The organism is Burkholderia sp. Tr-20355 (assembly GCF_017104685.1).
In the GTDB taxonomy this organism is placed as follows: domain Bacteria; phylum Pseudomonadota; class Gammaproteobacteria; order Burkholderiales; family Burkholderiaceae; genus Burkholderia; species Burkholderia seminalis.
In genome coordinates this window covers 1-23,371 of sequence record NZ_JAAGPK010000134.1, presented here as the reverse complement: position 1 = coordinate 23,371, position 23,371 = coordinate 1, and the positions used below count along the sequence as shown (strand labels likewise).

The following is a 23,371-nucleotide window of genomic DNA, read 5'->3' as shown; positions in this document are numbered from 1 at the left end:
CCCGGCGCTGGTCGCCGGCTGGCTGGACGGCGTGACGACGGCGGCCGGCGCACCGGGCCTGCCGGCGGTGCGCGCGGCCCTCGACGGCCGCTGATTCCCTCCCGCCGGGCGGCCGTTTTCGCCGTGCCGCCCGTCTACGTGTTTTCCCGACCGGTCGCATCGTGACCATTTAGTGTCGCCTTCAGACGGGTGGCGATAAATATGGGTTTGTATTTTTCGCCAATGGCTGCGTTATTGCGGAAAACGAAATGCCGAAGCCAGCTGGCGGTCTGAATTCGAATCCGCCGGCGCATCGCGGCACGCGCCGGGACGAGATTCTATCCATCGAACGGTTCAGGGAGGGTGGTCGACAATGAAGCACACGAAAGTTGCCGTAGCCGCCGCGCTTGCATGCGCGGCCTGCATTCCCGCCATCGGGCACGCGCAGAGCAGCGTGACGCTGTACGGGATTCTCGACGCGGGCATCACGTACGTGAACAACACGGGCGGCTCGCACGTCGTCAAGTTCGACGACGGCGTCGCGTACGGGAACCGCTTCGGGCTGAAGGGCACCGAAGACCTGGGCGGCGGCCTGAAAGCCGTGTTCACGCTCGAGAGCGGCTTCCGCCTCGGCAACGGTCAACTCGGCTTCGGCGGCGCCGAATTCGGCCGGCAGGCGTATGTCGGCCTGCAGAACGACTGGGGCACGCTGTCGTTCGGCAACCAGCTCGACATCACGAACGAACTCGTGTCGATCTACAACATCTCGGCGTGGGGCAGCGGCTATGCGATCCACCAGGGCGACTTCGACCGCTTCAACGGCGACCGCCTGCCGAACTCGGTGAAGTTCCTGTCGAACGACCTCAACGGCTTCAAGGTCGGCGCGATGTACTCGTTCGGCAACGTCGCGGGCAACTTCCATCGCAACAGCGCATGGAGCGCGGGCGCGAGCTTCACGAAGGGCGACTTCTCGATCGGCGCCGCGTACACGCGCCTGAACAACCCGAACGGTATCTACGCGTTCGACCCGTACGCGATGATCGGCACGCACACGTTCCTCGGCCAGCAGACCGTCACCGTCGACCCGGCGACCGGTGCGCGCACCGACCTGTTCGCCAACACGCCGATGGACGTCGACAGCCAGGGCACGTTCGGCATCGGCTCGAGCTACACGATCGGCAAGCTGACGCTCGACGCCAACTTCTCGTACACGACGATCAAGGGCTTCGGCCAGTCGTCGCACATGCAGGTGTATGAAGGCGGCGGCCTGTACCAGTTCACGCCGGCGCTCAGCCTGATCGCGGGCTACCAGCACACGCGCTTCGAAGGCCATCACTGGAACCAGGGCACGGCGGGCCTGCATTACCTGCTGTCGAAGCGCACCGACGTGTATATCTCCGGCGACTACCTGCGCGCGTCGCAGGGCGTCGATGCGGTGGTCGGCTACAGCTTCACGCCGTCGACGACGCAGACGCAGGCCGACGTGCGGATCGGGATGCGGCATTCGTTCTGAGCGGGGCAGGGCAGCGACGTCTTCAGCGAGATCTCTCTTTGGCGCGAACCGAGGTTCGCGCTTTTTTTTTCATGGTGCGATTCGATGCGGCGTCGCGCGGCGCATGCCGGCCGCGCCTGCCTCGGCCGGGCGTGCGGCAGGGTTTCGGCGGTTGAAGCTATCATCGCGGTTTGGCCGCATCGCGTATCGGCGATCGCCGGCCTTCCTTCGATGACGTCTCGCCGATGACCGCCCCGTTACCCGACTCCAGTTCGCCGTCTCCGTTACCCGCCAACCTGTTCCGCCACGCACCGTTCCAGCGTTTCTGGGGCACGCGCGTGATGTCTTCCCTGGCTTTCCAGATCCTGTCGGTTGCGATCGGCTGGTATGTCTACGCGCTCACGCACAGCGCGTTCGCGCTCGGCCTCGTCGGGCTCGCGCAGTTCGTGCCGATGTTCGCGCTGACGCTCGTCGTCGGGCAGGTGGCCGATCGCTACGACCGCCGGCGCATCGCGACGATCTGCCAGGATGTCGAGGCGCTGGCCGCCGGCGTGTTCCTGCTCGGCGCCGTGCAAGGGTGGCTGGCCGCGCCGGCCGTGTATGCGCTCGCGGCGATCGTCGGCACGGCGCGCGCGTTCGAGTCGCCGTCGGTGTCGTCGCTGCTGCCGGCCGTCGTGCCGCGCACCGACCTGCCGCGCGCGACCGCGCTGTCGACGTCCGCGAACCAGGCCGCGCAGATCCTCGGGCCCGCGTTCGGGGGGCTGCTCTATGGCGTCGGTGCGCCCGTCGCGTTCGGGACGAGCGTCGCCGCGTTCGCGATCGCGGCCATGCTGAGCAGCACGATTCCGTTGCGCGGCGCGCCGCCTGCCCGCGAGCCGGTCACGCTGCGCTCGGTGTTCTCGGGGATCGCGTTCATCCGGCGCGAGCCGGCGATCCTCGGCGCGCTGTCGCTCGACCTGTTCGCGGTGCTGTTCGGCGGCGCGACCGCGCTGCTGCCGATCTACGCGCGCGACATCCTGCAGGTTGGCCCGTGGGGGCTCGGCGCGCTGCGCGCGGCGCCGGCGGTCGGTGCGCTCGCGGGCACGCTGTGGCTCACGCGCTTTCCGCTGAAAGGGCGGCCGGGCCGCGCGATGTTCGGCGGCGTGATCGCGTTCGGCATCGCGACGATCGTGTTCGGGTTGTCGAGGCACTTCGCGCTGTCGCTCGTCGCGCTGGCCGCGCTCGGCGCGTCGGACGTGATCAGCGTCGTCGTGCGCCTGTCGCTCGTGCAGTTGCGCACGCCCGACGACATGCTCGGTCGCGTCAGCGCGGTCAACGCGCTGTTCATCGGCACGTCGAACCAGCTCGGCGAATTCGAATCGGGCGTGACGGCCGCGTGGTGGGGCGCGCCGACGGCGATCGTCGTCGGCGGCGCGGCGACGATCGCGGTTGCGCTCACGTGGATGCGGCTGTTCCCGCAGCTCACGAACATGAAATCGCTCGAGCGCGACGCGTGACGGGCGTCACGCGTCCTGCGTCACGCGCACGGCCGTGCCGTAGCAGATGACTTCCGTGACACCCGAGCCGATTTCGGTCGAGTCGTAGCGCATCGCGACGATCGCGTTCGCGCCGAGCTTGCGCGCGTCGGTCAGCATCTTGTCGAAGGCCTGCTGGCGCGCTTTCTCGCACAGCGACGTATAGAGCGTGATGTTGCCGCCGAAGATCGTCTGCAGCGACGCACCGAACGAGCCGACGATCGAGCGCGAGCGTACGACGATGCCCTGCACGACGCCGAGCGAACGAACGGTCGTGTGGCCGGGCAGGTCGAACGCGGTCGTGACGCGCGCGGGCGACAGATCGTCGACGGAGCGGGAAAAATCGGTCATGGCGGAGCACCGGGGTGCGGTAGTGGTCGAACGGCGATTCTATCCGGAAGGGCCCGCGGCATCGGAACGGGGGCGCGCGGCGCCACCCGTTCCGGCGTGACGGTGAACGGCCGCGCGCCGCGGATCGGTCAGGGCTTGGCCGTCGTTGCGGCGTTCCCGCCGAGATCGACCGCATAGGCCAGCGCCAGCTTGCCGAACTTCAGCGCGTGGTTCGCCTGCCGGTCCGAGTTCTCCAGCGTGTCGTTCACCGTGTGGATATACGGGCTGTCGTTCTGGTCGGCCTCGAACGGGAACGATGCCGGATAACCCTGCGCATTCCACGACGCGTGATCCGAGCACGCGTACCCGCACTGCGACGTGCCGATCGCGAGTTCCGGCAGGTAGGTCTTCGCCAGGTTCGTCAGGTAGGTGTTCTGCGCCGCGCTCGTGTAGTCGGTGATCAGGTAGATATCCTTCGGATCGCCCTTGTAGTTCGTCATGTCGAGCTGCAGCACGCCGACCACGTTCGCGTTCTGCGTGCGGAACTGCTTCGCGATCGCCTTCGAGCCGAGCAGGCCGGCTTCCTCGGCCGCATACCCGACGAACTTGATCGTCCGTTTCGGCCGGTAGTCGTTCGCGATCAGCACGCGCAGCGCTTCGGTGAGACTCGCGATGCCCGATGCATCGTCGTCCGCGCCGGGCGAGCGCGTGTTCTCCGTCGTGCGGCCGACCGTCGAATCGAGGTGGCCGCCGAGCACGATCGTGCCGGCGGCGGGATCGCTGCCGCGAATCGTCAGGATCACGGATTTCTGCGGAAAGCCGGTGTGCGCGAACTGCTCGACGGTGATGTCGGCGCGTGAGCCGGCCAGTTGTTTCCACTGCAGCGCGAGCCAGTCCGACGCGGCGACGCCGTGCGACGTCGTGTAGTAGCGGTTCGTGAAGCCGGACAGCGACGTGATCGTGCCGACGATGTTGCTGGCCTGCAATTGCTGGATCCAGGTACCGATCTGCGGCGCGTTCGACACCTTGTATACAGGCGCCGCCGCCTGTTTCGCGAGCGTCAAGGGCAGCGGCTGCAGTGCCTGCCGCGCGTCGTCGAACGAATCGTGCACGACGTAGCCGGGCCCGTGGCCGCGCGTATGGTGGACGGCATGGGCGAGGTCGCCGAGCCGTGAATCGTCGATCTCGACGACGTGAACGGTTTCGCGGCGCGCGGCGCCGTCGGCCGTCTTGCCGGCATCGACGGTCGTGCTGTATTGCACGGTGACGCTTGCATCGATGCGCTGAAGCTGGCGCAACGCGGTGTCGCCGAGCGTGATCCAGACGGGGGTCGCGTGCGCGGCGGCGGTCAGCAGCATGCCGCCCAGCGCGGCGCTCAGGCGGGTCGGTTTCAGAGTAGGCATGTTCGATCTCGTGAGGATGTCGATGTCGATGAAGGGAGCGCGCCGCAGGTCGTGCGCCGCACTCCCGCCTGCTGCGGAATTACGACTTCTGCGGGACGGTCACGCCGTACGTGCAGCTCTTGTTGTACGCGTTGCCGATCGCGGTGAGCTGCGCGTTGCTGTAGCCGAGCGCGGATGCGGCCGTCAGCACGGCCTGCGCGGCGGCCTTCTGGTTGGTCGAGCTGTTGGTCATCGACAGCCCCTTCAGGAACGCCTTGTCCATCGCCTGCGCGCCGATCGCGTCGCGCGCGACGAGGTTGCACGACGCCCAGTACTGGCCGGCCGTATGGATCTCCGCGCCGCGTGCCTGCGCATAGGTGCGCCCGACGTTCCAGTTGGTCACGCGGCCGCCCCAGTATTCGTTGTGGCCGTCCCAGTTGTAGACCCAGTGGTACTGCGCGTCCGACGGGCTCCACTGGTTGAAGTCGCGGCTGTACGCGGCGGCGAGATAGTCGCCGGTGCCTTCCGACAAGCCTTCCTGTTGCGACAGGCCGCCGTTCGTCACCCAGTCGTGGATGCCGTGGCCGAGTTCGTGGATCACGACGTCCGCATCTTCCGCGTCGTCGACGCCGCCCTGACCGAAGGTCAGCCGGCCGCTGCTCGACGAGTACGACGAGTTGTCGTCGCCCGATTCGCCGTGCGGGTCGTACTGCACGCCGCCGGTGTACTGGTACGGGAGCGCCTTGATGCCGAGCGTCTGGTTCACGTAACGCAGGAACGTGTCGATGTGGTAGTACGCGTTCACGGCCTCGAAGTACAGGTTGCCGCGCGTGAACTCGAACGTGGGCGTCGATTGCGACGGGCATGCCTTGTCGAGCGGCGCATCGAAATCGATGCACGCCGCGTACGGGCCCGTCAGCGTGTAGCGCGAACCCGACTGCGCGAGATCCTTCAGCGTCACGCGCACGCGCGCGGCCGTGAGCTGCGTCGAATCGGCGTCGTTGTTGTCCTTGTAGCCCGTGCTGCCGTAACTGCTCTTCGTCGGCGACAGCGGATCGGGCCGGAACACGAAGCCGGTGCCGTCGGTTGCGTAGAACGCCTTGTCCTCGGCGCGCAGCACTTCGCCGCTGCCCGAATCGATCAGCAATTCCCAGTCGCCCTTCGGCCCGTCCTGCGGGCGGCCGCGCACCTTCCACGCGGTGTGCGTGCCGGCCTGGTCGACGAACGCGACGAGCCGCGCGTCGAGATGCGTGAAGCCGCTCACGCCGAGATACGCACGGGCGCGGTCGAGCGCCTGCTGCTGGTCGACGGCCTGCGACTTGCGCGTCGTCGCGACCACGCCGTTGATCGTGTTGCTCGCGACGTACAGGATGCGGCCGTCCTTCGCGACCGTCACCGCGATGTCGCTGCCGTACACGGGCAGTCCGGCGGCCTGCTGCTGCAGGCGTACGACGGTGAAGTCGGCGTCGTTGCGCTCGGACGTGACGACGAGGCTCGCGAGCGCGGTCGCGTCGAGCCCGAGTTGCGCCGCCTGCGATGCGACGAAGTCGCGTGCGGTCGCGGCGGGCGTCGCGGCGGCCTTCCTGGCGCGATAGGCCGGGTTGTACAGCGTGACGGCGACGCCGTCCGCGCGGAACTGCCCGCCGGCCGTATCGGATTTCGCGGCCGGCGGCGCGACGCCGCGCGTCAGGCTTTCGCGCAGGCTTGCGGCCTGCGGGTTCGACACCTTCGTATCGGCCAGGGTGCCGCCGACGATGCCGAAGCCGAGCGCGAGACCCAGGGCGAGCGGCAATGCGTTGCGTGATGTCTGCATACGTGATCCTCATCTCAACGGTTGGACACGCCCGCGCGCTCGTGGCGCGCAGGCACGACACGGCCCGCGCGCCGGTTCGATGGAACCGGTGCGGCGAAGCGGTGTTGGGAGTGTCGACTGACTAAGGAAACCTAAATGTCAGGTCGAAAAGAAACAGGCGGAAGAGGCGATGGAGAAGCGAACGGCAGGCAGGTGCGGCGACGGCGAATCGAGCATCGTCATGTCTTACCCCTCGGATCGATATTGATATCGGTGGCGGCCCGTGCGGGACGAGATGCGTCGAGCACGTCGCGCGCCTCGTTAGGCTGCCTATCTAATTGCGAGGTATGTTACAGAATATTTTCAGCGACATTCCAAATTATTTTCGATGATCGCCTCGGTTGACCGATCAATCGCCGGCATTGTTCAGCGAACGGCGGGAAACGCTGCCGGAACGCGTAATACCGCGCCGGATTGTGATTAAAAGCCGCGACGATCAGCGCGTCGCGCGGCGATCGCTGCGCGGGCTGACGCCGAACCGCGCGCGATACGTGCGCGAGAAATGCGACGGCGATTCGAACCCGCAGGCGACGCACACCGACGTGATGCTCATGTCGGTCTGCTGCAGCAGTTCGCGCGCGCGATCGAGGCGCAGGTTCAGATAGAAGTGCGTCGGCGTGTCGTTCAAGGTCGCGCTGAACAGCCGTTCGAGCTGGCGCCGCGTGATCGACACATCCTGCGCGAGCGCGTCGGAGCCGAGCGGGTTCTCCATGTGCTGCTGCATCGTGCCGATGACCTGGATCAGCTTGCGGTTGTGCACGCCGTAGCGTGCGGCGATCTCGAGCCGCTGGCTGTCCGAGCGCTGCCGGATGCGGCTGACGACGAACTGCTCGGAGATCGCCGCCGCGAGGTCGGCGCCATGCCGGCGGCCGATCAGGTCGAGCATCATGTCGATCGACGCGGTGCCGCCCGCGCACGTGATGCGCCGGTCGTCGATCTCGAACAGTTCCTGCGTCGCATTCAGGCCCGGATAGCGCTCGCGGAATGCGGCGAGCGCTTCCCAGTGCAGCGTGAGCGGTTGCGACGCGTCGAACAGCCCGGCTTCCGCGAGCACGAAGCTGCCCGTATCGATGCCGCCGAGCGTCGCACCGTGGCGGTGCTGGCGGCGCAGCCAGTCGCCGAGCGCGCGCGTGTAGCACACGAGCGGATCGAAGCCCGCGACGACGAACACCGTGTCGACCTGCTCGACGTCCGCGCACGCGGCTTCGGCCGCGACCGGAATGCCGTTGCTCGCGGCGACGGGCGCGCCATCGGCGCTGATCACGTGCCAGCGATAGAGTTCGGTGCGAAAGCGGTTCGCGACGCGCAGCGGTTCGACCGCCGACATGAAGCCGAGCGCGGAGAAACCGGGCAGCAACAGGAAGTGAAAATCCTCGGGCATCGGGGCAGGGGATCGAATCCGGTGGTCGTCTCGCGTCGCACGGGGAGGCGATCGGGCGGGCCTGCGTCGCGCCGGTTCGCTCGCGCCGAACGGTCAGCGGGAGATTATCGCGGGTTTTGCGCGCGTCAGCGCGTTTTTGTGCCGCGCATGGAACGGCGCGCGGTGGTCGACGGCAGTTCGCCGAATTGCGCCTTGTACGCGTTCGCGAAATGACCGAGATGGATGAAGCCCCAGCGCGCGGCGGCATCGCTGATCGGCACCTCGGCCTGCCGCGTGTCGAGCAGCATCCGTCGCACCTGCGACAGGCGCAGCGAGCGCACATAGTGCAACGGGCTCGTCTGGACGACCGACTGGAAGCTGTTCTGCATCGTGCGCCGGCTCACGCGCAACTGCGCGCACAGGCTCAGCACGTCGACCGGCGCTTCGGGGTGCCCGATCACGTAGTCGTGCACGCGGCGCACGATGTCGGCGCGGCATGCATGCGTGAGCCGGTTCGACGGCTCGGGCATCCGGTACGTGAGCAGATCGACGAGCACGTTGCCGACTTCGCCGCGCAGCTCGCGCTGCACGCGTGCGTCGGCGTATGTCTCGGGGGAGGACAGCACGCGTTCGAGCTGCGTCGCGATCTGCACGCTCGCGCGCATCAGCACGGCCGTCGGCATGTCGACGACGCCGCGCCGCAGCGTCGCTTCGTCGAGGCGCACATCGGCGGCATCCTCGACCTGCTGCAGCAGGTCGGCATCGGCAACGACGCCGATCAGCGACATGTCGTCGGGCGAATGCAGTTCGAACGGGACGCCGCCGCGTGCCACCACCATCGTGCCGCGTTCGATCCGTGCGCCGCCAAACGCGAACGCACCCGCGCCGGTGAGCGGCATGCCGAACACCGTATCGCCGGGCGGCAGCCGGCCGCGCTGGATGATGCGCACGTTCGCGGCTTCCTGGAACAGCTGCAGGCCGTCGAGCATCGCGTGCTTGACCGCGCTGCGGTACGAACCCGGGCCGATCTGGTCGTAGCGCTGGTTCCAGCCGCGCAGCGCCTCGGCATGCCGGTCCGCGTCGTCGAACATCTCGTGAAACACGAACACAGCGCCTCCGGGGGTGTCGAGCAGGACCGCGAAAGATTAAACCGGCCGAGCGGTCGGCGCAATAAGGGGGAGCGCGATTCCGCGCGCATTCTTCAGAGGGTCGGAAGGCGTCCCGCCGCCGAGGCTTTCACGCGCATTTCCAATATCCCGAATCGGCACGCACGCGTTGCCGGTCCGGGTGCTGACCGGATTTATTGTCGAACTACAGTCGCCCCACATTACGTGAATCCCCAACTGGAGGCGACATGAGGACAAGGCGACGAAGCGCGGCGCTCGCGGCGACGCTGGCGTTCGCGGCGGCGTGGGCCGGCGGCGCGAACGCGACGGAAAAGCCCGAGGAGCTGGTCGTGCAGAAGATGCCGCCGTGGCATCCGCACGAGGTCTATATCGTCGACATCTCGATGCCGTCGATGACCGACGGGCGCATCTACGTGTACGACGCCGACGTGAAGAGGCTGCTCGGCCAGATCGACGGCGGCTTCGGCCCCGGCCTCGCGATCTCGCCAGACCACAAGACGAGCTTCGTCGCGACGACCTACTTCTCGCGCGGCTCGCACGGCGCGCGCACCGACGTCGTCGAGATGACCGACAACACGACGCTCGATCACGCGGGCGAGATCGTGATTCCGGCCAAGCATGCGCAGCATGTGCCGTCGCCGTACAACACCGCGTTCAGCGCCGACGGCAAGCGGCTGTACGTCGCGAACATCACGCCGGCCGCGTCGGTGACGGTGATCGACGCCGTCACGAAACAAGTGCTGTCGGAGATCGACACGGCCGCCTGCGTGCTCGCGTATCCGTCGGGCAACGACCGCTTCACCGCGCTGTGCGAGAGCGGCAAGGCGCTGAGCGTCACGCTCGACGCGAACGGCAAGGAAACGAAGCGCACGATGTCGGACGCGTTCATCGACGTCGACAAGGATCCGGCCTTCGTGAACGCGTCGCGGTACAACGGCGGCTATCTGTTCACGACATACGGCGGCAACGTGCGCAGCGCGGATTTCGGCGGCGACCAGCCGGCGTTCGGCAAGCCGTGGCCGTTGCTGACGGACGCCGAGCGTACCGAAGGCTGGCGCCCCGGCGGCATGCAGCAGACGGCCGTGCAGGCGAGGCAGAACCGCTACTACGTGCTGATGCACAAGGGCGTCGACGGCTCGCACAAGGATCCCGGCACGCAGGTGTGGGTGTACGACCTGAAGTCGAAGCAGCGTGTCGCGCGCTGGGATCTCGCGCAGCAGAAGGTCGACCCGCTCGTGTCGATCCAGGTCAGCGAGGACGACAAGCCGCTGTTCTACGGACTGACGGCGACGTCCGACCTCGTCGTGATGGATGCGCGCACCGGCAAGCTGCAGCACGTCGAGAAGCAGATCGGCAATACGTCGTCGCTGCTCGTCAACCCGTGAGGCCGCGATGACCCTCGATCCCGTACTCGCCACCAGCGCGCAAGCCGGCGCGGCCGTCGTCGTGCTGCTCGGCGCCTTCGCGAAGATGCGCCGGCCCGCCGCGTTCCGTCGGGCGCTCGCCGGCTACCGGCTGTTGCCCGATACGCTGACCGCGCCCGTCGCGTTCGCGATTCCGCTCGCGGAAGCGATCGGCGCTGCGGCGCTGCTGTTTCCCGATACGCGCATGGCCGGTGCGCTCGGCCTGATCGCGCTGCTGCTGGCCTTCGCGGCCGGGCTCGCGATCAACCTGCTGCGCGGCCATACCGACATCGACTGCGGCTGTTCCGGCTTCACCGCCGCGCGCGCGGACGCGCCGCGCGGCATCGGCTGGCTGCATGTCGGCCGCGTGCTGCTGCTCGCCGCGCTGGCCGCGACCGCGTTCGTCGAACCGGGCACGCGCGCCGTCGTGTGGTTCGACTACCTGACGCTGTTCTTCTCCGCGCTGCTGATCGTCTGCGCGCTGCTCACCGTCGACGTGCTGCTCGCCAACGTCCCGCGCCTTGTCCACTTGAGGAATTCATGATGCAAACCGCTCTCACCGTTTCCACCGCCCTGCTGTGGGTGGCCGTCCTCGCGCTCGGCGCGATCTGCCTCGCGCTGGTGCGCCAGATCGGCATCCTGTACGAACGCATCATGCCGGCCGGCGCGCTGATGATCGACAAGGGGCCGGCGGTCGGCGCGATCGCGCCGACATTCGAACTGACCGACATTCGCGGCGCGCAGGTGAAGGTCGGCGGCTTCGATGCGGCCGGCAAGGCGACGCTGCTGTTCTTCCTGTCGCCGACGTGCCCGGTCTGCAAGAGGCTGCTGCCGCTGCTGCCGTCGCTGCAGGCGAGCGAAGCGACGCCGGTGAACATCGTGCTCGCGAGCGACGGCGACGTCGACGAACACGCGCGCTTCGCGCGCAAGCACGACCTCGGACGCTTCCCGTACGTGCTGTCGCAGGAGCTCGGACTCGCCTACCAGATCGGCAAGCTGCCGTACGCGGTGCTGCTCGACGAAACCGGCACGGTGCGCGCGAAGGGGCTCGTCAACACACGCGAGCATCTCGAGAGCCTGTTCGAGGCGAAAGAGCGCGGCGTCGCGTCGCTGCAGGCGTTCGTGCACGGCGATCACAGCCACGACGCGCATGCGCAGCACGCATGACCGGCCGACCCACTTACAACGTCATGGGAGAACAACGACATGGGCCTGTTTGATTCATGGTTCGAGCGGTCGGCGCGCGGCGTCGCGCAGCACAGTTCGCGGCGCAGCGCGATGGCGAAGCTCGGCAAGGTGCTGGTGGGATCGGCGCTGCTGCCGTTGCTGCCGGTCGACCGCACCGCGTACGCGGCCGATGCGGCATCGGGCGCGTCAGGCGCCGCCGCCGCGGGGGCGAGCGACGACCCGACGAGCTGCGACTACTGGAAATACTGCGCGATCGACGGCTGGCTCTGCAGCTGCTGCGGCGGCACGTCGAGCAGCTGCCCGCCCGGCACGACGCCTTCGCCGATCACGTGGATCGGCACCTGTCGCAACCCGCACGACGGTTCGGACTACATCGTGTCGTACAACGACTGCTGCGGCAAGACGTCGTGTGGCAAGTGCTTCTGCAACCGCAACGAGCGCGAGAAGCCGCTGTACAAGCTGTCGCTGAACAACGACATCAACTGGTGCATGGCGAACGGCAATTCGAATTACCACTGTTCGGTTTCGGTCCTGCTGGGAGCGGCAAAACAATGAACGTGATGCAGGCAGGAAAGATCGTCTTGACATGCATGACCGCGATGGCGGCCTTCGCGCTGCCGGGTGCGGCCGGCGCGCAGGAAACCGTGCATGACCCGGCCGGGAAAAGCCTGTTCGATGCCCAGTGCGCGGTGTGCCACCAGGCCGGCGGGAAAGGGCAGGACGGCCTCGCGCCGCCGCTGACCGAGTATCCGGGCAAGTACGCGGCGGCCGAGCCGGGGCGTGCGCAACTGATCGCGACGCTGCTGCACGGGATGTTCGGCGAGATCACGGTGCACGACAAGCGCTACAACTTCAAGATGCCGTCGTTCGCAAGCGCGAGCGACGACGACATCGCGCACCTGCTCAACTACGTCGTGTTCGACCTCAACGCGCAGCACGGCGACGCGAAGCCGTTCACGGCGGCCGATATCCGCGCGGCGCGGGCGAAGCAGATGGACGGCACGGCCGTGCATGCGCAACGCGCGGTGGTGATCAAGGGGCTCGGCCTGTGAACGGCGCCGACGCGTCCCGCGCGCACGCCGGTGCCCCGGGCACGCGGGGCGCGTCGGCGCGGCTCGGCGGGGTATCGCGTCGCCTGTCGTCGTGGCTGCTGCTGGCGGGTGCCGTCGCGTCGGCGGTCGCACCGCCCGCGCATGCCGACGGCGCGGCCGACGCGACGCTCGCGCGACAGCACTGGGTGCTCAACTGCATGGGCTGCCATACGGCGACGGGCGGCGGCATTCCCGGCAAGGTGCCGCCACTCGCGAATTCGCTCGGCTATTTCACGCATCTGCCGGCCGGGCGCGAGTACGTGATGCGCGTGCCCGGCGCGTCGAATTCGGCGCTGTCGGACCAGGATCTGGCCGACGTGCTCAACTGGGTGCTCGTGACGATGAACCGCGATGCGCTGCCGCGCGACTTCCGGCCCTATACGGCCGCCGAAGTCGCCGCGCATCGCCGCCCCGCCTTCGCCGACGTCGCGACCGTGCGCGCCGGACTGGTCCGTGCGTTGCAGGCGCGCGGGATCGACGGCGTCACGGACCGTTACTGACCAGCTCATTCGACGAATCAAGGAAACGTGGACATGGAGACGAACGAAACCTTTGCGTTGCTCGACGCGACGCGCGCATTTCTCGCGAAGCCGAAGAAGATGCTGATCGGCGCGGAGTGGAGCGATGCCGCGTCGGGCCGCCAGCTCGATGTCGTGAACCCGGCCGATGGCACCGTGATCGCGCGCGTGCCCGCAGCGGACGAGCGCGACGTGCAGCAGGCGGTGGCCGCCGCGCGGCGCGCATTCGATGCGGGCCCGTGGCGCACCGCGAAGACCACCGACCGCGAGCGCCTGCTGCTCGTGCTCGCCGACCTGATCGAAGCGAACGCGCGCGAGCTCGCCGAGATCGAGTCGCTCGACAACGGCAAGCCGGTCACGGTCGCGCAGGGGCTCGATGTCGCGATGGCCGCGCAGTGCTTCCGCTACATGGCCGGCTGGGCGACGAAGATCGAAGGCAGCGTGATCGACGCCGGCATGCCGTACCTGCCGGACAGCGAGATCTTTACCTATACGCGCAAGGAGCCCGTCGGCGTGGTCGGCGCGATCATCCCGTGGAATTTCCCGCTGCTGATGGCGGCGTGGAAGATTGCGCCGGCACTCGCGACCGGTTGCACGGTCGTGCTGAAGCCCGCCGAAGACACGCCGCTGAGCGCGCTGCGACTGGGCGAACTGATCCAGGCGGCCGGGTTCCCGGACGGCGTCGTCAATCTCGTCACGGGCGACGGCCGCACGGCCGGCGCGGCATTGTCGCGCGATCCGCGCATCGACAAGATCGCATTCACGGGTTCGACGCAGACGGGCAAGACGATCGGCCACGCGGCGCTCGACAACATGACGCGGATGTCGCTCGAACTCGGCGGCAAGTCGCCGGTGATCGTGCTGCCCGACGTCGATCTCGACAAGGCCGCGCTGGGCGTCGCGAACGCGATCTTCTTCAACCAGGGGCAGGTGTGCACGGCCGGTTCGCGTGCGTATATCCACTCGAAGGTGTTCGACGGCGTGATCGAGCGCGTCGCGCAGATCGCCGCGAGCCTGAAGATCGGCCCGGGGATGGACCCGTCGACGCAGATCGGCCCGCTCGTCTCCGCGAAGCAGCGCGAACGCGTGTGCGGTTACATCGATTCGGGGTTCGGCGAAGGGGCGCGCGCGGCGACGGGCGGCCGCGCGATCGACGGCCCCGGCTTCTTCGTCGAACCGACCGTGCTGGTCGATGCGACGCAGGCGATGCGCGTCGTGCGCGAGGAGATCTTCGGGCCGGTGCTTGTCGCGATGCCGTTCGACGATCCCGATACGGCCGTGCAACTCGCGAACGACACGCCGTACGGCCTCGGCGCGAGCATCTGGTCGAACGATCTGTCGGCGATCCACAAGCTGATCCCGCGTATCGCGGCCGGCACGGTGTGGGTCAATTGCCATTCGCTGCTCGACAACGCATTGCCGTTCGGCGGGATGAAGCAGTCGGGCTTCGGCCGCGAACTCGGCCGCGCCGTGATCGACCAGTACACGGAAAGCAAGTCGGTGATGATGAACTACGCGTGAGCGTCGTAACGTGCGCGTGCGTGGCCGGCGGGTCGGCACGCACGCGCGCGCCGACGGCCTTGCGTTCACGCGCGGATCAGCACGACCCCGAGGATCAGGCACGCCGCGCCGGCCATGCGGACCGGGCTGGCCGAATGCCGTTCGATGCCGAGCACGCCGAAGTGGTCGAACACGAGCGCGCCCGTCATCTGCCCGACGACGATCAGCGCGAGCGTCGTGGCCGCGCCCAGTCGCGGCACCATCAATATCGCGATGCCGACGAATAGCGCGCCGAAGAATCCGCCGGTCCAGCTGAACCACGTGCCGGCGCCGGGGAAGGGGCCGCTCAGGCGCGGATGCGGCGACAGCAGCGCGACGGCCAGCATCGCGGCCAGGCCGACAAGGTAGCTGACCGACCCGGCCCACCACGGCGAGCCGAGCTGCGCGCGGAGGTTCGCGTTGAGCACTTGCTGCAACGCGACGCTGATGCCGGCCGCCACGACCAGCAGATAGGACAGGAGGGTAGTCACGTCGATGAACGCTCCGTATCAACGGCCGGAACGGGGATGCCGGCACGGAAGGCTTTCATTCTGCGGAGCGCGCCGGTATAACACAAATATCGAATTCGGCGCGTATCCATCTCGTTTCGGCATGCCATCACTCCGGCAAATCCAGTATTTCCTGACCGTGGCCGATCTCGGCGGCTTCACGCCGGCCGCGGGCGCGCTCCATGTCGCGCAGTCGGCGCTCAGCCGGCAGATCGGGCAGCTCGAGGAGGAACTCGGTTTCCTGCTGTTCGACCGGGAGCCGAGAGGCGTGCGGCTCACGCCTGCCGGCGCGATCTATCGTGAACGCGTGGCATCGATCCCGGCCACGCTGACGGCCGCGGCCGAAGAGGGTTCGCAGCTGTCGCGCGGAGCGGCCGGCGTGCTGCGGCTTCTGCATTCCAGCACCGTTCCCGTCAGCAGCCTGATGCCCGATCTCGAGCGTTTCATGAGCGATTGCCCGGGCGCGCGCATCGATCTCGATCGCGCGTCGTCCGAGGATCAGGTATCGGAAATCGCGAGCGGCCATGCCGACATCGGGATCGTCCGCTTGCCGGTGCTGCGGCGCGACGCGCGTGTGCGCTTCGTCGAATGGGCCGCGGAACGCCTGTGCGTGGCGGTGCCCGCCGATCATCCGCTCGCGGGCCGCAAGCGCGTCGCGATCTCGCGGTTGCGGCGCGAGCCGTTCGTGTCGGCGGTGTATCGGGAGCGAGGCGGGCTCGCGCGCGTCGTGATCGATCTGTGCCTGAAGCGGGGCTTCGTGCCGGCCGCGGCGCGGATCGTATCGCCGAAGACGTCGATGCTGAATCTCGTCGCGGCGGGGCACGGCGTGGCGATCGTGCCGGAGCGGATGGCGAGTCTCGGGATCGACGGCGTCGTGTTCGTGCCGATGTCGGACGAAGACGCGAGATCGGCGTGCGCGCTGCTGCTGCCGGTCGAGCCGACGGTGCTGGCGGCGGCGTTCGTGCGAGTGGTGACGGCCGGCTGAGCGCGGCACGTCGCCACCGTGACGGCCAGCGCGGGCTCAGACGTGGTATCCCGATTCACGCATCAACCGGCGCGAGGCATCACTGCGCGGGCCTTCCGCGTCGAGCCGCGCGCGCAGCCGCGTGTCGGCCTTGACGAGCACGGCGCGGTGCATGACCGCAACGATGGCGAAAACGGCCACGACGAAAAGAGCGGTAAGGATCATGGGGTTCCTGAGTGGCCGGACACGCTGACGGCACCAGCATAGAGCCGATCCGCGGCACCCGGCGAGGCGTCGGAAATCTGTCAGCGTCGCCAGCGCCGAATCGAAAGCCGTACGCCGCATCGGGGCAACCCGGTTTCGCTCCGAATCCGCGTCAAACACCCGCCCACCAAGCCTTGGGCAAAACCTAGTGGTTTCCACTCATAGTCGCAAACAGTCAAGAACAGGTCGCCGGCGGTCTTCTCGCGGCGAATATGGCTCGTTACTTTTACTCCCACGATGCAGGCCGGCGCCACTCCGCGCACCGGCTGCCGCGAGACCAACCGGGAGAACCGAACCATGAAGTCGACGAAGATCGCCGCGCTTGCCGCGGCCGTGCTGGCGACCGGCGCGTTCACGAACGCGGCGCTGGCCGAGACCGAGGCCGCGACCTGCCGCACCGTGCGTTTCGCGGATATCGGCTGGACCGACATCACGTCGACCACGGCGCTCGCGTCGACCGTGTTCGAGGCGCTCGGCTACAAGCCGACCACGACGATCGCGTCGGTGCCGATCTCGTTCGCGGGTCTCAAGAGCAAGCAGCTCGACGTGTCGCTCGGCTACTGGTGGCCGGTGCAGCAGAAGCAGCTCCAGCCGTTCCTCGACAGCAAGTCGATCAACGTCGTCGAGCCGCCGAACCTGTCCGGCGCGAAGGCGACGCTCGCGGTGCCGAGCTACGAATACCAGGCCGGCCTGAAGACCTTCGAGGACATCGCGAAGCACCGCGCGGAACTCGACGGCAAGATCTACGGGATCGAGCCGGGCAGCAGCGCGAACGCGACGATCCAGAAGATGATCGACACGAACCAGTACGGGCTCGGCGGCTTCAAGCTCGTCGAATCGAGCGAGGCCGGGATGCTGGTGACGGTCGAGCGCGCGATCCGCGAGAAGAAGTGGGTCGTGTTCCTCGGCTGGGAGCCGCACCCGATGAACATCCAGCTCAGCATGAACTACCTGTCCGGCGGCGACGCGGCGTTCGGGCCGAACTACGGCGAAGCGCGCGTGTACACGCTGACGGCGCCCGACTTCATCGCACGCTGCCCGAACGCGGGCAAGCTCGTGACGAACCTGCGCTTCTCGACGCAGCTCGAGAACCAGCTGATGCAGTCGGTGATGAACAAGACGAAGCCGGCCGAGGCCGCGAAGGCCTACCTGAAGAAGAATCCGCAGGTGCTCGATCCGTGGCTCGCGGGCGTCAAGACGTTCGACGGCAAGGACGGCCTGCCCGCCGTGAAGGCGTATCTCGGCCTGTGACGGCCGGCGCCCGCGCCACCCCCGCAATGCGACACAACTTGAATCAAGCGAGGCACCCAGCATGAACCATGAAGTCATCATCACCTGCGCCGTCACCGGCGCGGGCGATACGGTCGGCAAGCATCCGGCGATTCCGGTCACGCCGAAGGAAATCGCGGCAGCCGCGATCGAAGCCGCGAAGGCCGGTGCGACGGTCGCGCACTGCCACGTGCGCGATCCGCAGACGGGCCGCGGCAGCCGCGACCCGAACCTGTACCGCGAAGTGGTGGACCGCATCCGCTCGGCCGACGTCGACGTGATCATCAACCTGACGGCCGGCATGGGCGGCGATCTCGAGATCGGCCCCGGCGAAGACCCGATGCGCTTCGGCAAGGGCACCGACCTGGTCGGCGGCCTCACGCGCCTCGCGCACGTCGAGGAACTGCTGCCCGAGATCTGCACGCTCGATTGCGGCACGCTGAATTTCGGCGACGGCGACTACATCTACGTGTCGACGCCCGCGCAGTTGCGCGCCGGCGCGAAGCGCATCCAGGCACTCGGCGTGAAGCCGGAACTGGAGATCTTCGACACGGGCCATCTGTGGTTCGCGAAGCAGTTGCTGAAGGAAGGGCTGCTCGACGATCCGCCGCTGTTCCAGCTCTGCCTCGGCATTCCGTGGGGTGCGCCGGCCGATACGGGCACGATGAAGGCGATGGTCGACAACCTGCCGCCGGGTGCGCATTGGGCCGGTTTCGGGATCGGCCGCATGCAGATGCCGATGGTCGCGCAGGCGATGCTGCTCGGCGGTCACGTGCGCGTCGGCCTCGAAGACAACATCTGGCTCGACCGCGGCGTGCATGCGACCAACGGCACGCTGGTCGAGCGCGCCCGCGAGATCGTCGAACGGCTCGGCGGCCGCGTGCTGACGCCGGCCGAGGGCCGCCGCAAGCTCGGCCTGCCGGCGCGCGGCGAGCGTCTGCTCGAACGTCGTGCGATCGCCGAATTCGCTTGAGTTTTCTTGCAAACCGACTGACACGGCGGCGCGCACCCAAGCGCGGCCGCCCACCGATTTCCCCTGATTTGAAGGATGCGTTGACATGGCTGTGAAGACCGACATCAAGACGTTCGCCGCCATCGGCACCGGCGTGATCGGCAGTGGCTGGATTTCCCGCGCGCTCGCGCACGGTCTCGACGTGGTCGTGTGGGACCCGGCGCCGGGCGCGGAGGAGCGGTTGCGCGCGAACGTCGCGAACGCGTGGCCCGCGCTCGAACGCGTCGGCCTCGCGCCGGGCGCCGATCCCGCGCGGCTGCGTTTCGTCCCGACGATCGAGGCATGCGTCGCCGACGCCGATTTCATCCAGGAAAGCGCGCCCGAGCGCGAGGCGCTGAAGCTCGAGCTGCACGAGCAGATCAGCCGCGCGGCGAAGCCCGACGCGATCATCGCGTCGTCGACGTCGGGGCTGCTGCCCACCGATTTCTACGCGCGGGCGGCGCATCCGGAACGCTGCGTGGTCGGCCACCCGTTCAATCCCGTCTATCTGCTGCCGCTCGTCGAGGTGCTCGGCGGCGCGCGCACGTCGCCGGAAGCCGTCGAGGGCGCGATGGAGGTCTACCGCAAGCTCGGCATGCGGCCGCTGCACGTGCGCAAGGAGGTGCCGGGCTTCATCGCCGATCGCCTGCTCGAGGCACTGTGGCGCGAGGCGCTGCACCTGGTCAACGAAGGCGTCGCGACGACCGGCGAGATCGACGATGCGATCCGCTTCGGCGCGGGCATCCGCTGGTCGTTCATGGGCACGTTCCTGACCTACACGCTGGCCGGCGGCGATGCGGGCATGCGACACTTCATGCAGCAGTTCGGCCCCGCGCTCGAACTGCCGTGGACGAAGCTGGTTGCGCCGACCCTGACCGACGCGCTGATCGACAGCGTCGTCGAAGGCACGACCGAACAGCAGGGCACGCGCAGCATCAAGGAACTCGAACGCTATCGCGACGAGTGCATCACCGAGGTGCTGAAAGCGATCGCCGCGGTGAAGGCGCGGCACGGGATGCGATTCGAGGACTAAAGGACAGGCGATGACGGGCGATACCCCGCTGACGATTTACCGCGACGTGGTGCGGCCCGAATGGGTCGACTACAACGGCCACCTGCGCGATGCGTTCTACCTGCTGATCTTCAGCTTCGCGACCGATGCATTGCTGGATCGCATCGGGCTCGACGACGCCGCGCGCCGCGAGCGGGGGCGCTCGGTCTACACGCTCGAAGCGCACGTGAACTACCTGCACGAGATCAAGGAAGGCACGCCGGTGCGCGTCGATGCGCGCGTGCTCGCGCACGACGCGAAGCGCCTGCACCTGTATCTCGAACTGTTCGCGCCAGGGCATGACGATCCGGTATCGGCGAGCGAGCAGATGCTGCTGCACGTCGACACGCGCGACGGTGCGAAATCGGCGCCGTTCGACGACGACGTGGCCGCGCGCGTGGCCGACTTGCATGCGTTGCAGCGCGATTGCGCGGCGCCTGCGTATGCGGGCCGCGTGATCGGCTTGCCGCCGCGCCGCTAGCGGCGACTTGCGTCCTTCAACGTTCGATCGCGGAGCGCGCACGATGCTCGAACCGGAAATCGCGGCGTTCGTCGCAGCCGTCGACGCGTGGTATCCGGCCGATGCGGCGGCGCGCTCGCCCGACGAGCAGCGCCGCCTCTACGACCGCTTCGCGGCCGCGTGGACGCCGGCCGCGCTGCCGCCCGGCATCGTGCGGCAGGACGCCGTGTGGCGCGCGGCGGACGGGCGCACGATCGCGCTGCGGCGCTACACGTCCGCGCGCGGCGCATCGGGCGGCACGGTGCTGTTGTTTCATGGCGGCGGCTTGGTCGTCGGCTCGCTCGACAGCCAGGCGATGATCACCGCGAAACTCGCGGCCGACACGGGGCTCGACGTGATCGCCGTCGACTATCGTCTGGCGCCCGAACACCGCGCGCCGGCCGCGCTCGAGGATTGCCTGGACGTCACGCGCGCCGCGCGCGATGCCCGCTGGCCGTTCGGCGCGTGCGCGTATCCGCTGACGCTCGCGGGCGACAGCGCGGGCGGGATGCTCGCGGCGGCCGTCGCCACCGCGCTGCGCGATGCGGGCGAACGCAACGTCGACGGCATCGCGCTCGTTTATCCGATGCTCGGCTTCGAACCGCAATCGCCCGCGCGCGAGATCGAAGCGCGGGCGCCGATGCTGACGCTCGACGACGTGCATCGCTATCGCGCGCTGTACTGGGATGGGAACGTGTCCGACGTGCTGCGGGGCGGCGACCCGCTGTTGCGCGCGTCGGTGCCGCTCGAAGCGGCGCGTTTCGACGGCTTGCCGCCGGTGCTCGCGATCGGCGCGGAACACGATCCGCTGCGCGACGACGCGCGCGTGTACGTCGAACGGATTCGCGCGGCCGGCGGGGTCGCGCGCGACTGGATGGGACAGGGGCTGGTGCACGGCTGCTGGCGCGCGCTCGGGACGAGCCCGCAGGCCGCGCGCATGCACCGGATGGTCGGCGGGTTTTTGCTCGCACCACACGCGTAGCGGGCGTTTCCGGGAGGCAACGATGCAGGCAGCAGCGCAACACCGTATCGAGGACTGGCGGACGTTTTCGGCCGACGCGGCCATCGCGGCGGCGACGATCGGCGAGGGGGCGGTCGAGGTCGAATGGCGCGACGCGCGACGATCGCCGTTCCATTTCGACTGGCTGCGCGACAACTGCGCGTGTTCCGCATGCGTGCATGCGCTCACGCGTGAACAGGTGTTCGAGATTGCCGATGCGCGCGACGATCTGTCGGCGCTCGCCGTGCACGTCGAACCCGATGGTGCGCTGCATGTCGAGTGGAACGACGGGCATCGCAGCGCGTGGTCGCCGGGCTGGTTGCGGGCGCATGCATACGACGATGCGTCGCGCGCCGAGCGGCTGGCCGCGCACGAGCGGCACATCTGGGCCGGCGACGACGCGACGGCGATCGGCCTGTTCGCGTGGCGCGACGTGATGGAGGACGACGGTGCGCTGCTCGCGTGGCTCGCCGCGCTGCGGCGCACGGGGCTGACGCTCGTCGAAGGCGTGCCGGCCGAGCGCGGCCGCGTGGACGAGATCGCGCGTCGCGTCGGCCTGATCCGCGAAAGCAATTTCGGCGTGCTGTTCGACGTCGAATCGAAACCGCGCCCGGACAGCAATGCGTATACGTCACTGAACCTGCCGCCGCATACCGACCTGCCGACACGCGAACTGCAGCCGGGCGTGCAGTTCCTGCATTGCCTGGCCAACGAAGCGACGGGCGGCGACAGCATCTTTCTCGACGGCTTCGCGCTCGCCGATGCGCTGCGGCGCGAGCATCCGGCCGATTTCGAACGACTGGCGTCGACGCCGTTCGAGTTCTGGAACAAGAGTGCGAACAGCGACTACCGCTGTTCGGCGCCGGTGATCGGGCTCGATGCGCGCGGCAACGTGACGGAGGTGCGTGTCGCGAACTTCCTGCGCGGGCCGCTCGATGCGCCGGCCGGCTCGGTCGCGGCCGTCTATCGCGCGTACCGGCGGTTCCTCGCGCTTGCGCGCGAGCCGCGTTTCCGCGTACACCGCCGGCTGCGGGCGGGCGACATGTGGGCGTTCGACAACCGACGCGTGCTGCATGCGCGCACGGCGTTCGATCCGTCGACCGGCCGCCGGCACCTGCAGGGCTGCTACGTCGATCGGGACGAGTTGCTGTCGCGTTGGCGCGTGCTGTCGCGCTCGGTGCCTGCCGTCGTTGCGGCGCGCTGATCGGCGCACGCGGTTTCTTTTCGCCTGCCCGCCGGGAAGGGAAAAAGCACCCGGACGCCAGGCGCCCGGGCGAAGCCACCCGCTGCCGGGCGGCGGAGGTATGCGTTTCACAAACAAGACGAGCCCCGCGTAGGGGCTCGTCCGGACTGCGTTGCTTCATCGCGCGACGCGCGGCGCCCGCCGGGGGCGCATCGGCTTACTGGCCGAAGAAGATCGAGTCGCGTGCGTTCGACGATGCGGCTGCCGGGGCGCCCGAGTGGACGAGCGGAGCCGGCTGGGCGCCGTAGCCGCTGGTGTCGGCACCATGAATACGCGCTTCGGCGCTCTGGATGTCGTTCGGGTAGTACGGGCTCGACACGCCCGGCTTGTAGCCGGCTTGTTCGAGCTGGACCAGTTCGCCACGCACCTGGGCGCGGGTCACGGTGCTTTGAGCGAATGCGCCGAACGAAGCGGACAGGGCGACAGCGGCGACGACTGCGGAAACGAGCGATTTCATGGTGACCTCCGGTGTTTTATTGAGTTCGCTCTCGACACCATGTCTTGAGCGATTGATCAAATCTTAGTCACCGGCGTGTTCAGGGTAAACGCTGATTTTGACGATAGATTGTTTCCGGCGCGGTAACAGTGGCGCGGTGAATCAGTCTTTCAACAGGCTTTCTTTTCGGCTTGCGCAATAAGTATGAAGAATATGGCGGGTAGCGTCGTGCGGTTCAGCGCGCTTCGGCCGCCGTGTCGAGCGGCCGGCCGGGCACGCGTCCGGCGGGTGCGCCCGAACTGAGGAAGCGCACGCCCGTCGCGGCTTCCGACGCTTCCCACAGCAGCGCCGCCGAGGCGACGTCGCGCGA

General features: G+C 68.2%; 24 protein-coding genes. 16 read left to right on the top strand and 8 right to left on the bottom strand.

Annotated features, from left to right (window positions below; genetic code table 11):
* Window positions 1–352 precede the first annotated feature (352 nt).
* A complete protein-coding gene (locus tag G3N62_RS26280; RefSeq protein ID WP_034186103.1) occupies window positions 353–1,492 on the top strand; it encodes a porin in 1,140 nt (379 codons plus the stop codon).
* A 224-nt stretch (window positions 1,493–1,716) separates the two neighbouring features.
* Complete coding sequence (locus G3N62_RS26275; RefSeq protein WP_124669621.1) at window positions 1,717–2,967, top strand: MFS transporter; 1,251 nt, start codon at window positions 1,717–1,719, stop codon at window positions 2,965–2,967.
* Between the two features lie 6 nt (window positions 2,968–2,973).
* Here the strand turns inward: G3N62_RS26275 and G3N62_RS26270 are convergent, their stop codons facing one another.
* From G3N62_RS26270 to G3N62_RS26250, 5 genes are all read right to left on the bottom strand, one after another.
* Window positions 2,974–3,336 carry a YbjQ family protein gene (locus tag G3N62_RS26270; RefSeq protein WP_034186105.1) on the bottom strand — a complete coding sequence of 121 codons (363 nt, stop codon included), beginning with the start codon at window positions 3,334–3,336 and terminating at the stop codon, window positions 2,974–2,976.
* 128 nt (window positions 3,337–3,464) lie between these two features.
* On the bottom strand, window positions 3,465–4,718 hold the full coding sequence (locus tag G3N62_RS26265; protein ID WP_124669622.1) for a M20/M25/M40 family metallo-hydrolase: 1,254 nt from the start codon (window positions 4,716–4,718) through the stop codon (window positions 3,465–3,467).
* Between the two features lie 79 nt (window positions 4,719–4,797).
* Entirely contained in the window at window positions 4,798–6,510 is a 1,713-nt protein-coding gene (locus G3N62_RS26260; RefSeq protein WP_124607607.1) for a M36 family metallopeptidase, read from the bottom strand.
* Between the two features lie 475 nt (window positions 6,511–6,985).
* A complete protein-coding gene (locus G3N62_RS26255; RefSeq protein ID WP_034186108.1) occupies window positions 6,986–7,930 on the bottom strand; it encodes a GlxA family transcriptional regulator in 945 nt (314 codons plus the stop codon).
* A 125-nt stretch (window positions 7,931–8,055) separates the two neighbouring features.
* Window positions 8,056–9,018 carry a helix-turn-helix domain-containing protein gene (locus G3N62_RS26250; protein WP_034186109.1) on the bottom strand — a complete coding sequence of 321 codons (963 nt, stop codon included), beginning with the start codon at window positions 9,016–9,018 and terminating at the stop codon, window positions 8,056–8,058.
* A 245-nt stretch (window positions 9,019–9,263) separates the two neighbouring features.
* Here G3N62_RS26250 and G3N62_RS26245 point away from each other — a divergent pair, with 245 nt between their 5' ends.
* From G3N62_RS26245 to G3N62_RS26215, 7 genes are read left to right on the top strand one after another with little or no spacing between them, the layout of a single operon-like run.
* Window positions 9,264–10,421 (top strand): amine dehydrogenase large subunit, encoded by a 1,158-nt coding sequence (locus G3N62_RS26245; RefSeq protein ID WP_124669623.1) that lies wholly within the window; start codon window positions 9,264–9,266, stop codon window positions 10,419–10,421.
* Between the two features lie 7 nt (window positions 10,422–10,428).
* Complete coding sequence (locus G3N62_RS26240) at window positions 10,429–10,983, top strand: MauE/DoxX family redox-associated membrane protein (RefSeq protein ID WP_049029089.1); 555 nt, start codon at window positions 10,429–10,431, stop codon at window positions 10,981–10,983.
* Window positions 10,980–11,606: a methylamine dehydrogenase accessory protein MauD gene (mauD, locus tag G3N62_RS26235; RefSeq protein ID WP_124669624.1), complete on the top strand. Its 627-nt coding sequence runs from the start codon at window positions 10,980–10,982 to the stop codon at window positions 11,604–11,606. Before G3N62_RS26240 ends, mauD begins: the two co-directional genes overlap by 4 nt.
* A 39-nt stretch (window positions 11,607–11,645) precedes the next feature.
* A complete protein-coding gene (locus G3N62_RS26230) occupies window positions 11,646–12,182 on the top strand; it encodes a methylamine dehydrogenase light chain (RefSeq protein WP_124669625.1) in 537 nt (178 codons plus the stop codon).
* Window positions 12,179–12,679: a cytochrome c gene (locus tag G3N62_RS26225; RefSeq protein WP_034186114.1), complete on the top strand. Its 501-nt coding sequence runs from the start codon at window positions 12,179–12,181 to the stop codon at window positions 12,677–12,679. The genes G3N62_RS26230 and G3N62_RS26225 overlap by 4 nt, the downstream gene beginning before the upstream one ends.
* Complete coding sequence (locus G3N62_RS26220) at window positions 12,676–13,218, top strand: cytochrome c (RefSeq protein WP_049029095.1); 543 nt, start codon at window positions 12,676–12,678, stop codon at window positions 13,216–13,218. The genes G3N62_RS26225 and G3N62_RS26220 overlap by 4 nt, the downstream gene beginning before the upstream one ends.
* A gap of 33 nt (window positions 13,219–13,251) precedes the next feature.
* Window positions 13,252–14,757, top strand: a complete 1,506-nt coding sequence (locus G3N62_RS26215) for an aldehyde dehydrogenase family protein (protein ID WP_124669626.1) — start codon at window positions 13,252–13,254, stop codon at window positions 14,755–14,757.
* A 65-nt stretch (window positions 14,758–14,822) separates the two neighbouring features.
* Here the strand turns inward: G3N62_RS26215 and G3N62_RS26210 are convergent, their stop codons facing one another.
* Window positions 14,823–15,266 carry a DMT family transporter gene (locus G3N62_RS26210; RefSeq protein WP_034186116.1) on the bottom strand — a complete coding sequence of 148 codons (444 nt, stop codon included), beginning with the start codon at window positions 15,264–15,266 and terminating at the stop codon, window positions 14,823–14,825.
* 121 nt (window positions 15,267–15,387) lie between these two features.
* Between G3N62_RS26210 and G3N62_RS26205 the strand changes: the two genes are divergently transcribed.
* Window positions 15,388–16,269, top strand: coding sequence for a LysR substrate-binding domain-containing protein (locus tag G3N62_RS26205; protein WP_034186117.1), 882 nt, complete (start codon window positions 15,388–15,390; stop codon window positions 16,267–16,269).
* A 36-nt stretch (window positions 16,270–16,305) separates the two neighbouring features.
* Here the strand turns inward: G3N62_RS26205 and G3N62_RS26200 are convergent, their stop codons facing one another.
* Window positions 16,306–16,473, bottom strand: coding sequence for a hypothetical protein (locus G3N62_RS26200; RefSeq protein WP_185733062.1), 168 nt, complete (start codon window positions 16,471–16,473; stop codon window positions 16,306–16,308).
* 336 nt (window positions 16,474–16,809) lie between these two features.
* On the opposite strand from G3N62_RS26200, the gene G3N62_RS26195 reads away from it, so the two are divergent.
* The 6 genes from G3N62_RS26195 (at window position 16,810) to G3N62_RS26170 (ending at window position 22,526) form a co-directional block, all read left to right on the top strand.
* On the top strand, window positions 16,810–17,763 hold the full coding sequence (locus G3N62_RS26195; protein ID WP_034186118.1) for a choline ABC transporter substrate-binding protein: 954 nt from the start codon (window positions 16,810–16,812) through the stop codon (window positions 17,761–17,763).
* A gap of 61 nt (window positions 17,764–17,824) precedes the next feature.
* Entirely contained in the window at window positions 17,825–18,754 is a 930-nt protein-coding gene (locus G3N62_RS26190) for a 3-keto-5-aminohexanoate cleavage protein (protein WP_034186119.1), read from the top strand.
* Between the two features lie 85 nt (window positions 18,755–18,839).
* Window positions 18,840–19,805 carry an L-carnitine dehydrogenase gene (locus G3N62_RS26185; RefSeq protein WP_069705473.1) on the top strand — a complete coding sequence of 322 codons (966 nt, stop codon included), beginning with the start codon at window positions 18,840–18,842 and terminating at the stop codon, window positions 19,803–19,805.
* A 10-nt stretch (window positions 19,806–19,815) separates the two neighbouring features.
* Window positions 19,816–20,304, top strand: a complete 489-nt coding sequence (locus G3N62_RS26180) for a thioesterase family protein (RefSeq protein WP_034186121.1) — start codon at window positions 19,816–19,818, stop codon at window positions 20,302–20,304.
* A gap of 43 nt (window positions 20,305–20,347) precedes the next feature.
* Window positions 20,348–21,304 carry an alpha/beta hydrolase gene (locus G3N62_RS26175; RefSeq protein ID WP_206141342.1) on the top strand — a complete coding sequence of 319 codons (957 nt, stop codon included), beginning with the start codon at window positions 20,348–20,350 and terminating at the stop codon, window positions 21,302–21,304.
* 22 nt (window positions 21,305–21,326) lie between these two features.
* Window positions 21,327–22,526 (top strand): TauD/TfdA family dioxygenase, encoded by a 1,200-nt coding sequence (locus G3N62_RS26170; protein ID WP_034186123.1) that lies wholly within the window; start codon window positions 21,327–21,329, stop codon window positions 22,524–22,526.
* A 196-nt stretch (window positions 22,527–22,722) separates the two neighbouring features.
* On the opposite strand, the gene G3N62_RS26165 is transcribed toward G3N62_RS26170, so the two are convergent.
* Window positions 22,723–23,022, bottom strand: a complete 300-nt coding sequence (locus G3N62_RS26165; protein ID WP_034186124.1) for a DUF4148 domain-containing protein — start codon at window positions 23,020–23,022, stop codon at window positions 22,723–22,725.
* Window positions 23,023–23,371: the final 349 nt, after the last annotated feature.

Coding starts and splice junctions, on each gene's coding strand:
- G3N62_RS26280 (WP_034186103.1), top strand. CDS start 353: ATGAAGCACACGAAAGTTGCCGTAGCCGCCGCGCTTGCATGCGCGGCC.
- G3N62_RS26260 (WP_124607607.1), bottom strand. CDS start 6,510: ATGCAGACATCACGCAACGCATTGCCGCTCGCCCTGGGTCTCGCGCTC.
- G3N62_RS26190 (WP_034186119.1), top strand. CDS start 17,825: ATGAACCATGAAGTCATCATCACCTGCGCCGTCACCGGCGCGGGCGAT.
- G3N62_RS26200 (WP_185733062.1), bottom strand. CDS start 16,473: ATGATCCTTACCGCTCTTTTCGTCGTGGCCGTTTTCGCCATCGTTGCG.
- G3N62_RS26230 (WP_124669625.1), top strand. CDS start 11,646: ATGGGCCTGTTTGATTCATGGTTCGAGCGGTCGGCGCGCGGCGTCGCG.
- G3N62_RS26195 (WP_034186118.1), top strand. CDS start 16,810: ATGAAGTCGACGAAGATCGCCGCGCTTGCCGCGGCCGTGCTGGCGACC.
- G3N62_RS26170 (WP_034186123.1), top strand. CDS start 21,327: ATGCAGGCAGCAGCGCAACACCGTATCGAGGACTGGCGGACGTTTTCG.
- G3N62_RS26205 (WP_034186117.1), top strand. CDS start 15,388: ATGCCATCACTCCGGCAAATCCAGTATTTCCTGACCGTGGCCGATCTC.
- G3N62_RS26275 (WP_124669621.1), top strand. CDS start 1,717: ATGACCGCCCCGTTACCCGACTCCAGTTCGCCGTCTCCGTTACCCGCC.
- G3N62_RS26240 (WP_049029089.1), top strand. CDS start 10,429: ATGACCCTCGATCCCGTACTCGCCACCAGCGCGCAAGCCGGCGCGGCC.
- G3N62_RS26245 (WP_124669623.1), top strand. CDS start 9,264: ATGAGGACAAGGCGACGAAGCGCGGCGCTCGCGGCGACGCTGGCGTTC.
- G3N62_RS26265 (WP_124669622.1), bottom strand. CDS start 4,718: ATGCCTACTCTGAAACCGACCCGCCTGAGCGCCGCGCTGGGCGGCATG.
- mauD (WP_124669624.1), top strand. CDS start 10,980: ATGATGCAAACCGCTCTCACCGTTTCCACCGCCCTGCTGTGGGTGGCC.
- G3N62_RS26185 (WP_069705473.1), top strand. CDS start 18,840: ATGGCTGTGAAGACCGACATCAAGACGTTCGCCGCCATCGGCACCGGC.
- G3N62_RS26165 (WP_034186124.1), bottom strand. CDS start 23,022: ATGAAATCGCTCGTTTCCGCAGTCGTCGCCGCTGTCGCCCTGTCCGCT.
- G3N62_RS26175 (WP_206141342.1), top strand. CDS start 20,348: ATGCTCGAACCGGAAATCGCGGCGTTCGTCGCAGCCGTCGACGCGTGG.
- G3N62_RS26255 (WP_034186108.1), bottom strand. CDS start 7,930: ATGCCCGAGGATTTTCACTTCCTGTTGCTGCCCGGTTTCTCCGCGCTC.
- G3N62_RS26215 (WP_124669626.1), top strand. CDS start 13,252: ATGGAGACGAACGAAACCTTTGCGTTGCTCGACGCGACGCGCGCATTT.
- G3N62_RS26180 (WP_034186121.1), top strand. CDS start 19,816: ATGACGGGCGATACCCCGCTGACGATTTACCGCGACGTGGTGCGGCCC.
- G3N62_RS26270 (WP_034186105.1), bottom strand. CDS start 3,336: ATGACCGATTTTTCCCGCTCCGTCGACGATCTGTCGCCCGCGCGCGTC.
- G3N62_RS26225 (WP_034186114.1), top strand. CDS start 12,179: ATGAACGTGATGCAGGCAGGAAAGATCGTCTTGACATGCATGACCGCG.